Origin of the sequence: Sphingobacterium lactis, assembly GCF_051951495.1 — a bacterium.
Lineage (GTDB): Bacteria > Bacteroidota > Bacteroidia > Sphingobacteriales > Sphingobacteriaceae > Sphingobacterium > Sphingobacterium lactis_A.
Map to the genome: position 1 here is coordinate 313,954 of NZ_JBNHAS010000003.1, position 12,059 is coordinate 326,012.

Here is a 12,059-nt window from a genome sequence, read left to right on the forward strand (position 1 = left end):
TTGATGGGAATCTTTGCTAATTTAGGCGCAAGCCAATTTTAAAATTTTATGCTCAAACTGCAGGTTAACAATGAATCTGACCGACTACATTCGGTCATCCTGGGGACTGCAACACGAAACGGTCCCATTCCCCAAGCTGATGAAGCTTATGACCCCAAATCTTTAGAACATATTCTGCAAGGGACCTACCCCCAAGAAGCGGATATGGTAAATGAATTAAATGCCTTTGAAAATGTACTTAAACGCTATGCTGTTCAAGTTTACAGGCCAGAAATTATTGAGGATCTTAATCAGATCTTTACCCGTGATATTGGTTTTGTTATCGAGGACAAGTTTATCAAATCCAATATCCTTCCCGATCGTGCTGAAGAATGGAACGCCATACAATACTTGATTAAGGAGATCCCTGCAGACAAGTTGATTACAGCTCCAGAGGACATCCATATGGAAGGTGGCGATGTGCTACTGTGGAATGACCACATCTTTGTCGGAACCTATAAAGGAGATGACTATGCCAGCTATAATACAGCCCGAACAAATATGAAAGGCGTAGAATTTATTCGCGACTTATTTCCCAAAAAAGAGGTCAAGGAATTCAACTTAATTAAGTCAATGACGAATCCTCGTGCAAATGCATTGCACTTAGATTGTTGTTTTCAACCTGTAGGTAAAGACAAGGCAATCGTCTTTCCTGGGGGCTTTATAGATCAAGAGGATTACCAATACTTAGAGGATCTTTTCGGATTGGAAAACCTGTTTCAAATCACTGCTGATGAGATGTATCAGATGTTTTCTAATGTATTCTCCATTGCACCTGATGTGGTAGTCACCGAGAAACAATTTACCCGATTAAATAACTGGCTACGTGAGCAAGGATTTACTGTGGAGGAGATTCCTTATCACGAAATAGGCAAACAAGAAGGCCTATTGCGCTGTTCTACATTACCACTTATGAGAGGCTAACATGCAAACAACAGATACCATTATGATGGTTAGGCCCTATGAATTTCGTATGAACGAAGAGACGGCCGTAAATAATTATTTTCAAGAGGAGGAAGTCAAAACAGATCGGCTTGATGACCTTGCTCTAGCCGAGTTTGACAACTTTGTCAAAACTCTAGAGAATGCCGGAATCCGTGTAATTGTTGTTCAAGACAGCGGAAAGTTCGATACTCCCGATAGTATCTTCCCAAACAACGTGATTTCTTTTCGAAAGAATCACGCGATTCTCTACCCTATGTTTGCTGAAAACAGACAACGGGAAAGAAACCTAAACTACTTAGGAAAGCTTGAACAAGCAGGTATACACTTTGATAAATTAACGGATTATACCTATTTCGAAGACCAGAAATTGTATTTAGAAGGAACTGGATCTATGGTGTTGGATCGAGTAAACCGCATCGCCTACTGTAGTTTATCAGATCGAGCGGACATACAGGTATTGAATATCTTCTGTGAAGATCAAAACTATATTCCGATGGCATTTCACGCAACACAGGATGTTGAAGGAAAGCAATTGCCAATATACCATACCAATGTGATGATGTGCGTGGGCACTAATTTTTGTTTGATCTGTCTGGACTCTGTTAAAAGTCCGGAGGAAAAAGCCATGTTGATTGATAAGTTTCAAGAGACGAATAAGGATGTTATTGAAATCTCAGAAGCACAGATGCATCGATTTGCAGGCAACATGTTAGAGGTTCATAATAAAGAAGGTGAGCCTTTTATTTGCATGAGTTCTCAAGCATTTGAATCTTTAGAAGAGGAACAAGTAAAGGCCTTAGAAAAGCATGGACAGCTATTGCATGCCCCGCTCTTTAGTATTGAGAAGTATGGTGGTGGCTCTGCCCGATGTATGATGGCCGAGGTATTCTACCAATAAAACAGAATGGGCTGAAGAGTTTAAAAATTTCTTCAGCCCATTTTTATTTTGAATCGTCAAGTCTTACCAATCATAAAGTAAGCTTTCAGACAGTTAGTTAAATGAAATTAAAACTAACTAATCCAGTTTACAACTAAAGGTTTTCTGAGAAATTAACACCGTAAAAATAAGACTATACTAAATGAACAAATTTATTGTAGTGCATAAAAAAACCGCCATATAGCGGTTCTAATTTTAGTATAAATAATTATCTTGTAACCATAATTCAATTCTACGAAAAAAATGCCATAACGGTTTATATTTTTCCTCGGGATCTAAGCCTCCCAAAGAAAACTTATTAGACTTGCCTTCAAACCGGATATTGGCGATTAAATCAACGCCATCTCTGCATCTATCGCATTCGTCCACCTTCAATTCCATTAATTTTAAATTGTTTATAAGGTCTTTTATTTGATTAAGCTCTTCTGTTGTTGTTTTAAAGGTTCTCTTATTTGGTTTACTATTGTTGTCTGGCTGCTTAGAATAGACCACAATATCTTTATCATTGATAGTAATATAAGTCCATGGAACCATTCCATAGGCAAGTGTAGCATCAAAATTAAAATCTGAATTCAGATTATCTTTCTTACAGGAGATTAGCAGGGTTGTAATAATTAACAGAGAAAATAACCCTTTAATAGATTTGTGTATCATAGCGTGTGAATAATTGATTGCACTATAAACGATTAACTTACACGAAACGCTACAGCCAATTTTTTAGAAACTATCCTTAGCGATCTCTCTTCTTACTCGGCTTAAACTCTCCGGTGTAATTCCCAAATATGAGGCAATCATCCATTGCGGAACCCGCAATAGTAAGCTTGGATACATTTCCATAAATTCCAGATAGCGCTCTTTAGCTGTCATGGCTAATAGAGAGTTAATCCGACGTTGTAGAAAATAGATACTACGTTGCAAGGATGTCTCTGTAAACAAGGAAAAGTTCACTTGCAATTTTGCTGCTTCGGAAAAGAATTTAGGATGTAGAAACACCACCTTACTAGGCTCTATTGCCTTAATGAAATATAAGGAAGGTTCATCAAAATACATACTGGATCGGTCGGACACTAACCAATTCTCAGGGGCAAACTGAAGGATGTGCTCTCCTCCCTTTTCATCCAAAGACAAAAACTGCAATAGGCCTTCTTCAACAAAAAGAAAATGCTTACACACCTCACCAGCCCGCATGACATACTGGTTATGAGCAAGCTCTCTAAAATCAATATAGGGCATTAACTTAGAAAAATCCTCGTCAGAAAGCTGCGCCTTCTCCTTATAATATTGATAAAAATTACTTGAAGTCAATTGGTTCTCACTCATGTCTAATACAAAATCGTAAATTTAAAGTCTAGTGGATTGAATGCTTTGATCAATTCCTTAATCAAATCATCCCCGTATTTCAGATAAAGCACGGCAAAATTATCGGTTCTTTCTTGCAATCCACCACCGGGAAATAACTTATCCTTAATGCGTTCTATTTGAATCAAGGCATCCTCATGATTACGCTTTTCTGCTTTTAGGAATTTCTTTTCCAGGTTATTCATTGCTTTCTTCAAGCGCGCTTTCACCGCATCTGTACTTGCAGATAATGTCGGGTCAATCTTGTGTGCACGAAGTTTAATACGCATAAAGATCGCGTTCATCTCCATCCACTCATCCTGCAGCTGTAAGCGCTGTTTGGTCTTCCGCTTCACATAGTCATTCTTCAAGGTATTAAGTGGCTTGAAGATGCTCTTAAAGGTCAAATCCAATCGATATATCTTACTAGCTAAGCTATCATCACCAATCAAGGCTGAATTCCGCGGTATAAGGATAGGGAAAGTAACTTTATATTGGTCAAAATTAGCTTTCAACTGCAACCAATAGACAATCTCTGCACCTCCACCGATATAAGCTAAATTAGGAAGAATTACTTCTTGATACATCGGACGCATCACCACATTAGGACTAAAGCGTTCCGGATGTTCTTGAATCTCTTTCTTTATTTCCGCTTCTGTAAAATATATATTCTGATGTAAGATCTCGAATCGGCCGTCAGGAAGTCGAACAATACGTTCTCTAAACTCATCAGTCAAGTAGAAAAAATTAATCTCTCTAGCATGTACTTGCGTACTGTACCCCAATTCTTCTAAAGCATCATTTGTTGTATTGATCGCTTTAAAACTTTTTTCTTCTAAAATATCGGTTTCCATTATTGGGGAGAAAAGCGCTTTAAAACCCGCTCTATCCGCATCAATAATCAGCAGTCCATAATCTTTAAATAGGCTATTAACAAAGGTTCTGGTAGCATCAGCCAGGTTCAATTCCTTAGCATAGGCATCATCAACCATCTCGGTAAGCTTAGTAGCAATATCCGACAAACCGAAAGTTTGGGTGTATTGCTTGATGACCTCCGTCATAGTGGAAGTATCCATTCTACCCGTTGCCGACTTAGCATCCTCTTCCCAAGTAATCTTTTTACCAAATACTCGGGTATTATTAATTTCGGCAAAATCATGATCTTCTGTAGCCATCCAATATACCGGTATAAACTCCTTATTGGGAAATTGCTTCTTCAGGTCTTCTGCCAATCGGATTGCTGTAACGATCTTGAAAATAAAATATAAAGGACCAGTAAAGATATTAAGTTGGTGTCCGGTGGTCACCGTAAAGGTGTGCTCATCTTGCAGAAGCTGAATATTCTTAGCAACCTCAGGAGAGTCCTTTAATAAGTCACCGTATTGATCACGAAGTTGATCAACTAATATATTTCGGAATTTGAATCCTTGCTTTAAGGCAATCTGTTTTTCAAATCCCTCAAAGGTTGGCTTGTTACCATAGAATGGGCTCAAAGGCTCATCAGCTTTGATATAAGCTAAAAGGGTTTTTGAAAAACTATTGGTGTCAGTGTAATCAATATAGGTGGCCTTCATCTAGTACTATTAAATTCAAACAAAAATACAGGCAATCGCTACACAAAGTACGAAAAATAAAAAAAAGGCAGTCGCCTGCCTTATATTCTTTCAGTTATTTGACAATACTGCCGTAGAGATCGAAGTCTTCTGCACGGTCCACCTTCACTTGAACGAAATCACCAATACGAGCGTAGTTGGACTTGGCATCAAGAACTACTTCATTATCCACCTCCGGTGAGTCATATTCGGTTCTACCAATAAAGTAATCCCCATCTACACGATCCACCAATACCTTGAACTCCTTACCTACTTTCGTTTGGTTAATATCATAAGAAATACCTTGTTGTACTTCCATGATTTGATCAACACGCTCTTGCTTAACTTCCTCCGGAACGTTGTCCTCCAAGTTGTGAGCATGCGTTTTCTCCTCATGAGAATAAGTAAAACATCCTAAACGATCAAAACGAGTATCCTCTACCCATTCCAACATCTCTTGGAAGTCTTGTTCTGTCTCACCTGGGTAACCACAGATTAAGGTTGTTCTCAACGCAATATCAGGAACTTTATCTCTAATTTTATTAACTAAATCAATTTGTTTCTGCTTACTAGTACCACGACGCATGGATGTTAACATATTGTCTGAGATATGCTGCAACGGCATGTCCAAGTAATTACAAATGTTAGAACGCTCGTTCATCGCATCAAGAATATCCATAGGGAATCCAGAAGGGTAAGCATATTGTAAGCGGATCCATTCAATGCCATCTACATCAGACAGATGACGCATCAAATCAGATAAATTACGTTTACCATAAATATCCAATCCGTAATACGTTAAATCTTGAGCAATCAAGATCAACTCTTTCGTACCGTTAGATGCTAAGAATTTAGCTTCTTTAACTAAATCATCGATTGACTTGGATACGTGTTTACCACGCATCAAAGGAATAGCACAAAATGAGCATGGTCTATTACAGCCTTCCGCAATCTTGAAATAAGAAAAATGCGAAGGTGTAGTCAATAAACGCTCGCCTAATAACTCATGGCGATAATCTGCTCCGATACTGGATAATAAATCAGGAAGATCATTCGTGCCGAAAAAAGCATCTACATTCGGGATTTCCGACTCTAGTTCAGGCTTGTAGCGTTCAGATAAACAGCCCGTCACGATGACCTTGTTAACTTTTCCCTGCTCTTTAAGTTCGGAGAATTGAAGAATAGTATCTATGGATTCTTGTTTTGCATTATCAATAAATCCACAGGTATTGATTACCACGATATCCGAAGCTTGGATATTAGTCGCTTCATGGACCACATCCAATTGGTTGCCTTTCAGTTGTCCCATAAGGACTTCGCTATCGTGTATATTTTTAGAACATCCTAAAGTAACCACATTTACACGTGGCTTTTGTACGGTTGTTCCTATTTGTGCTTTCTTAGTTTTCATATTAAAATAGTAGACCTATTTGAAGAGCGAGTCTACAAAGTCTTTTTTGTTAAATAGCTGTAAATCACCAATCTTCTCCCCTACTCCAATGTATTTAACAGGAATTTTGAATTGATCAGAAATACCGATCACCACACCACCTTTGGCTGTTCCATCCAATTTGGTTAGTGCCAAGGCATTCACATCCGTAGCTTGAGTAAACTGTGTCGCTTGTTCTATAGCGTTCTGTCCGGTTGAGGCATCCAATACCAATAAGATTTCATGTGGTGCATTAGGGATAACCTTCTGCATAACATTTTTAATCTTGGTCAACTCGTTCATTAAGCCAACTTTATTATGCAAACGACCGGCAGTATCGATGATGGCAACATCATCTCCATTTGCCACGGCAGATTTTACCGTATCATAAGCAACAGAAGCCGGATCAGATCCCATTGGTTGAGCTACTACACGAACGCCTACACGTTCTCCCCACAATTGAATCTGGTCAACTGCGGCAGCACGGAAAGTATCTGCTGCACCAAGGACAACTTTATTGCCCGCTGCTTTTAACTGATGTGCTAATTTTCCAATGGTCGTTGTCTTACCAACCCCATTGACTCCGACTACCATTATGACATATGGTTTTTGGTTTCCATATTCAAATGTTTCAAAGTCATTGCTATTATTCTCGGCTAGTAAGCCTTGAATCTCGTCTTTCAACAGGTGATGAAGGTCATCCGTTGAGACATATTTATCTTGAGCAACTCGCTTTTGGATTCGATCAACAATCTTCAATGTGGTGGTTACACCGACATCAGAAGTAACCAATACTTCCTCCAGGTTATCCAACACATCATCGTCAATGGTTGATTTTCCTACAACAGCACGCGTAATCTTTGAAAAGAACCCTTCTTTGGTCTTCTCTAAGCCTTTGTCTAGTGCTTCTTGTGCTTCACCGCTCTCTTGTTTCTTCTTAAAAAAATCAAATAATCCCATGTAATGACTGTGTTAAATTTCGGAATGATGATGAATCAAATATACTGAAATGCGAGATACTAAAAAAGCCCTTTTGGGGATACCAAAACGGCTATGAATAAGATTTTTAAAGAAAAACTTTAAAAAAAGGAATATCGATCTGCTTATTTAGATCCTGCAGCAACAACCTCTTTTACTTTGTCGTTGTGAACCATACTTTCTTTGAAAGTATAGGCACCAGTTTTTGCAGATTTAGTGGTAATAATAACTTTAGTATACTCTTTACCACCACCTTTTTGTAATGATGCAACCGCTTTCTTTGCCATGGTATTATATTTTTATTAGGGATAGCATAGCTACCCGTGTTGATTACTTAATTTCTTTATGAACAGTTACTTTTCTCAATACTGGGTTGAATTTTTTCAATTCTAAACGCTCAGTTGTGTTCTTTTTGTTCTTCGTGGTAATATAACGAGACATTCCCGGAAGACCGCTTTCTTTGTGTTCAGTACACTCAAGGATAACCTGTACTCTATTTCCTTTTTTTGCCATTGTCTTACTTATTTATACCCTCACGGGTGAATTTCATGATTCTTTTTTATGCTGATTACAACAGGCGTCTATCTATTAAATATGACCCTTTTTAATGAATTTCTCGATCGATGCTGTAATACCGTTTTTATTGATCGTTTTAATTGCAGAAGTAGATACTTTCAAAGTAATCCAACGGTCCTCTTCTGGAATGTAAAAACGCTTGGTCTGTAAATTTGGATAGAATTTACGTTTTGTCTTAACGTTCGAGTGTGATACGTTATTTCCTTTTAATGCCGTCTTGCCTGTTAAATCACAAATTCTTGACATGATATTCGATTTTTATTGTTGTTCCTATATATAATCGTCTCCTTTAGAAACGAGTGTGCAAATATCTATATTTCTTTTCGGAAATACAATAATAATTTAGGAATTATTTTAAAATTGTTGGGAGGAACCTTAGAATCCAACAAAAATACTGTATTTTGCATCAGCATTAATGTAGCAAGCCAAACAATAGTTTTCAACAATTCACAATGAACAGGTATCTTATTAAGGGACTTTCCCTCACAATCAGCGGAATTCTCTGTGTATATTTCAGCTATATCCTTATGGGAGAAGAGAATAATTGGTATAAGCTATTGATGACAGTAGGGGTTATCTTATTTGGTTGGGGATTCATAACCTTGGTTTATCGACTCTTTCGGAAGATAGATCGTGACAGTATCCTTGATGACCGCAACAACAAGAAAAAATAATCTAAAACATCCAGGAAGATAATGTTGGTTCAGACCAAAGGCATCCCACTTAAGATCACCAATTATTCGGAAAGCTCTGTCGTAGCTCAGATATATACCGAGCAATTGGGTTTACAATCTTACCTGATAAACGGGGCAAGAAAGCCAAAGGCAAAGATCCACACCAACATTCTGCAACCCTTCCATTTATTGGATTTAGTTGTCTATAATAAAGAAAACAACAATCTACAGCGAATCAAAGATGCTCAACAGAGCCCTACATTGACCAGTATCCCTTTGGATATTGTTAAAAGTTCTTTAGCCATGTTTCTCAATGAGGTGCTGTATAAAGTCCTGCGACATCAACACCCTGATCCACATTTATATCAGTTCTTAGAGAATGCCATCATCTGGCTGGACGAAGCCAAGGACGGATTAGCGAACTATCACCTTATTTTCCTATTGAAGCTTACACACTTCTTGGGTTTTAAGCCTGCGATTAGCAAAAAACCATACTTCGATTTGCAAGAAGGGCAATTTACTTCTATCATGCCGGCGCACATACAAGTACTCGCAGAGCCCTATTCTTCCTTGTTTCGAGATTTGTTACAGGAAAATTTTCAGGATTGTAACAAAATTAAATTGAGCAAGTCCGATCGTGCATTTATCCTCCAAAAAGTAGTGGACTATTACCGCTTGCATACAGAGAACTTTGGAGAGCTAAACTCCTTGTATATTTTAGAGGAAATTTTCGGGTAATTATTTTAACTGCAAACTGCAGGCAATGTTTTATAGGTGTTAAAACATTTATTTCGCTTTTAAGAAAAGGAAGAGGTAAAGGAAAGTTCTATTTAAAGGAAAGTTTAAAGCATGAAAAAGCCCACCAGACAGCTCTAATGGGCTTTTACACAATAAATATATTTTGAATCTATTTCTTAGATAAGTTTTACATTTACCGCGTTAAGACCTTTACGGCCTTGTTCCACCTCGTAAGAAACATGATCTTTTTCACGAACCTTGTCTATTAAACCAGAAACGTGAACGAAAATTTCGCCCTCTCCTGAGTTTGGAATGATGAAGCCGAAACCTTTGGCTTCATTAAAGAATTTTACTACTCCTTCTTGCATGTTATTAATTATTGTTTTTTTTAAAGATATTATTATTTTTCTAAAAATGAATTTATTTTTTGTCCTTTCCCATTAAACAATCCTCTATTTCAACTGTCTATTTTTTGGAAAGGTTTTTGCCATTCTCATTTTAAGACACATATACATATGAAAAAGATTTTAACAGTACTCGTTTTATTTACCGCAGTGTTCACTGCCCAAGCCCAAAATTCACTTATGGAAAACAGCAGAAGGGTTTCTACACGAGGTTACGCCGAAAGGGAAGTAACTCCAGACATTATTTATTTGTCCATTTCTCTTAAAGAATACTACCAAGATGGTAACAGCAAAAGGAAGGTAAGTATAGAGACTTTAGAGAAACAACTCTTTGATGCGGCGATGAAAAATGGTGTAAAAAAAGAGGACTTTACCATTCAAAATATCTACAGCTACAACGCTGAAACGAAGAAGAAAAATAATGAGCTCTTGCAATCAAGACAATACCGCATCAAGGTTACCAACTTGAACAATTTAAACAAGATGATGGATGAGGTAGATGCTAAAGGTTTGCAAAGCACATCGATCGCTGGATACGATCATTCTCAAAAGAGACAAATTGAGAAAGAACTAAAGACCGCAGCTGTAAAGGATGCACGCACTAACGCAGATATCTTGGCTAGTGCAGATGGTGGAACAGTAGGGAAGGCCTTGATGATCAACGACAACAGCAATGTAAACTGGAATGAAATCATGCCGCAACCACGCATGTACGCTATGGCTAAAACCGCCAATGCAGAGATGGATGGTGCTGGCACTGGGGTTGATTTGGATATCCGTCCAATCAAATTGACTTGCAACATTGACGCTGTTTTCGAATTAAAGTAAAATGGAGAATCGCTACGCGAACAAATTAGATAAGATTAATAAAGATTTCCAATGGGTGGAACGGCTATCTGTTTTAATGGATAGCCGATTCCGCATTGGTAATTTCCGCTTTGGATTAGACCCCATATTAAATTTTATTCCCTTTGCAGGACAGATTGCCACATTGATCATTTCTCTGGTATTGGTATCAGTCATGTATCGTAATGGAACCAGTGGAAAACTGACCATAAGGATGCTCTTAAACGTTACTTACGATGCAATCCTGGGATCTATCCCTTTGTTAGGCAATGTCTTTGACTTTTTTAATAAAGCAAACGACAAGAACATCAAATTACTGCGCGAGCATTACTACGAAAACAAACATCAAGGCTCTGGAATGGGTATCCTATTAACCATAGCCATCATCTTATTTGTCCTAATTTTAGGATTTATATACCTCATGTATGCCTTAACCGTATGGCTATTTAACGGCATCTTTTAATAGTTAATAGCAAAATAGCATTACCTTTGTCCCATGAGCAAAACCCGAATTTTCGCCCTAAGTCTTGTTGCAATTATGCTGATTGCTGTTTTTACCAATCCTTCTAAGGAGAAAATAGAAAGCAAACTTGCGGACAAAGCAAAAGAGATCTTAAAGAAACAACTCCAATACGAGCATCAAGATGCTGTCGATCTTGGAACGATGTTATTTGGCGATCAAGTGGTTAGCGAATTTATCAACTCGTACACCACGACTTCCAATTATTACTTATTTAGCTTAAGTAAAATAAATTGGAATGGGGAACAGATTATTATTGGGGGAGGAGCATTCAGCCAAGTCTGGATTAGTCCTAAACTGGACGAGAAAGCCGATCAGCTAATCAATGCTTTGAAAAAACAATAATGCTGGAGATTCTTTACCGTGATGAGGATCTCATCGCTATCAATAAGCCCCACGGTCTTCTAGTCCATCGATCTTCCATAGCTGCTGACACTTCCGAATTTGCACTTCAACTCTTGAGGGACCAAATCGGTCAAGCTGTTTATCCGGCTCATCGTTTGGATAGAAAAACAGGCGGTGTACTGCTGTTTTCCTTGAACAAGGAAATGGACAGCTTAATTCAACAAGCCTTCGCCAATAACCAGATAAAAAAAGAATACCTCGCGGTATTAAGAGGACATCCAGAAGCTGATGCTGAAATAGATTATCCCCTCAAAAAAGAAAATGGCACCCTCCAAGAAGCATTAACTCGTTTTGAGATTGTCGAAAAGACCGAGATAGACCTGCCCTTCGGTAAGTTTCCAACTTCCAGATATACTTTGGTTAAGGCGATACCTCAAACAGGAAGAATGCATCAACTAAGAAGGCATTTCGCGCATATTTTCCATCCCATCATAGGAGATAGGCCACACGGCTGTAATAAGCAGAATAAACTTTGGAAGGAAACCTTTGAGCACGATACCATGTTGCTTCATGCAAGTAAAATAGAATTTAAACATCCAAGGACCAAGGAATGGATTGAAATTTCGGCAAATCTACAACCGGAATTCCAACGAGCGCTACAGATTTTACATATTTCTGCGATTTAGCAGCGAAAATCA

17 protein-coding genes are annotated in these 12,059 nt (G+C 38.1%); 8 read left to right on the top strand and 9 right to left on the bottom strand.

Annotated elements, in window-relative coordinates; genetic code table 11:
- Positions 1-48: 48 nt before the first annotated feature.
- Positions 49-963, top strand: coding sequence for a dimethylarginine dimethylaminohydrolase family protein (locus ACP6L2_RS13370; RefSeq protein ID WP_440509848.1), 915 nt, complete (start codon positions 49-51; stop codon positions 961-963).
- A 1-nt stretch (position 964) separates the two neighbouring features.
- Positions 965-1,882: a citrulline utilization hydrolase CtlX gene (gene ctlX / locus ACP6L2_RS13375; RefSeq protein ID WP_440509849.1), complete on the top strand. Its 918-nt coding sequence runs from the start codon at positions 965-967 to the stop codon at positions 1,880-1,882.
- 234 nt (positions 1,883-2,116) lie between these two features.
- On the opposite strand, the gene ACP6L2_RS13380 is transcribed toward ctlX, so the two are convergent.
- The 8 genes from ACP6L2_RS13380 to rpmB all read right to left on the bottom strand — a co-directional run bounded on the left by ACP6L2_RS13380 (position 2,117) and on the right by rpmB (position 8,080).
- Positions 2,117-2,575, bottom strand: coding sequence for a hypothetical protein (locus ACP6L2_RS13380; protein WP_440509850.1), 459 nt, complete (start codon positions 2,573-2,575; stop codon positions 2,117-2,119).
- Between the two features lie 63 nt (positions 2,576-2,638).
- Positions 2,639-3,241, bottom strand: coding sequence for a Crp/Fnr family transcriptional regulator (locus tag ACP6L2_RS13385; RefSeq protein ID WP_440509851.1), 603 nt, complete (start codon positions 3,239-3,241; stop codon positions 2,639-2,641).
- Positions 3,242-3,243: 2 nt separating this feature from the next.
- Positions 3,244-4,833: a bacillithiol biosynthesis cysteine-adding enzyme BshC gene (gene bshC / locus ACP6L2_RS13390; RefSeq protein WP_440509852.1), complete on the bottom strand. Its 1,590-nt coding sequence runs from the start codon at positions 4,831-4,833 to the stop codon at positions 3,244-3,246.
- A 94-nt stretch (positions 4,834-4,927) separates the two neighbouring features.
- On the bottom strand, positions 4,928-6,262 hold the full coding sequence (gene rimO / locus ACP6L2_RS13395; protein ID WP_440509853.1) for a 30S ribosomal protein S12 methylthiotransferase RimO: 1,335 nt from the start codon (positions 6,260-6,262) through the stop codon (positions 4,928-4,930).
- Between the two features lie 15 nt (positions 6,263-6,277).
- Entirely contained in the window at positions 6,278-7,240 is a 963-nt protein-coding gene (gene ftsY / locus ACP6L2_RS13400) for a signal recognition particle-docking protein FtsY (RefSeq protein WP_344675293.1), read from the bottom strand.
- 143 nt (positions 7,241-7,383) lie between these two features.
- Positions 7,384-7,545: a DUF4295 domain-containing protein gene (locus tag ACP6L2_RS13405; RefSeq protein ID WP_344675292.1), complete on the bottom strand. Its 162-nt coding sequence runs from the start codon at positions 7,543-7,545 to the stop codon at positions 7,384-7,386.
- A gap of 43 nt (positions 7,546-7,588) precedes the next feature.
- Positions 7,589-7,771, bottom strand: a complete 183-nt coding sequence (gene rpmG / locus ACP6L2_RS13410) for a 50S ribosomal protein L33 (RefSeq protein WP_002998409.1) — start codon at positions 7,769-7,771, stop codon at positions 7,589-7,591.
- 75 nt (positions 7,772-7,846) lie between these two features.
- Complete coding sequence (gene rpmB / locus ACP6L2_RS13415; RefSeq protein WP_094258637.1) at positions 7,847-8,080, bottom strand: 50S ribosomal protein L28; 234 nt, start codon at positions 8,078-8,080, stop codon at positions 7,847-7,849.
- Positions 8,081-8,361: 281 nt separating this feature from the next.
- Here rpmB and ACP6L2_RS13420 point away from each other — a divergent pair, with 281 nt between their 5' ends.
- Positions 8,362-8,508, top strand: coding sequence for a hypothetical protein (locus tag ACP6L2_RS13420; RefSeq protein WP_440509854.1), 147 nt, complete (start codon positions 8,362-8,364; stop codon positions 8,506-8,508).
- Positions 8,509-8,529: 21 nt separating this feature from the next.
- Positions 8,530-9,246 (top strand): DNA repair protein RecO, encoded by a 717-nt coding sequence (gene recO, locus ACP6L2_RS13425; protein WP_440509855.1) that lies wholly within the window; start codon positions 8,530-8,532, stop codon positions 9,244-9,246.
- Between the two features lie 176 nt (positions 9,247-9,422).
- Here recO and ACP6L2_RS13430 read toward each other — a convergent pair whose 3' ends face one another.
- Positions 9,423-9,614, bottom strand: a complete 192-nt coding sequence (locus ACP6L2_RS13430; RefSeq protein WP_440509856.1) for a cold-shock protein — start codon at positions 9,612-9,614, stop codon at positions 9,423-9,425.
- Between the two features lie 147 nt (positions 9,615-9,761).
- Between ACP6L2_RS13430 and ACP6L2_RS13435 the strand changes: the two genes are divergently transcribed.
- Genes ACP6L2_RS13435 through ACP6L2_RS13450 form a run of 4 tightly spaced genes read left to right on the top strand, consistent with a single transcriptional unit; the run spans position 9,762 to position 12,047 of the window.
- Positions 9,762-10,478, top strand: a complete 717-nt coding sequence (locus ACP6L2_RS13435) for an SIMPL domain-containing protein (protein WP_440509857.1) — start codon at positions 9,762-9,764, stop codon at positions 10,476-10,478.
- Between the two features lies 1 nt (position 10,479).
- Positions 10,480-10,959 carry a DUF4112 domain-containing protein gene (locus tag ACP6L2_RS13440; RefSeq protein WP_440509858.1) on the top strand — a complete coding sequence of 160 codons (480 nt, stop codon included), beginning with the start codon at positions 10,480-10,482 and terminating at the stop codon, positions 10,957-10,959.
- Between the two features lie 33 nt (positions 10,960-10,992).
- Positions 10,993-11,361, top strand: a complete 369-nt coding sequence (locus ACP6L2_RS13445) for a DUF4359 domain-containing protein (protein WP_440509859.1) — start codon at positions 10,993-10,995, stop codon at positions 11,359-11,361.
- Positions 11,361-12,047, top strand: coding sequence for a pseudouridine synthase (locus ACP6L2_RS13450; RefSeq protein ID WP_440509860.1), 687 nt, complete (start codon positions 11,361-11,363; stop codon positions 12,045-12,047). Before ACP6L2_RS13445 ends, ACP6L2_RS13450 begins: the two co-directional genes overlap by 1 nt.
- Positions 12,048-12,059: the final 12 nt, after the last annotated feature.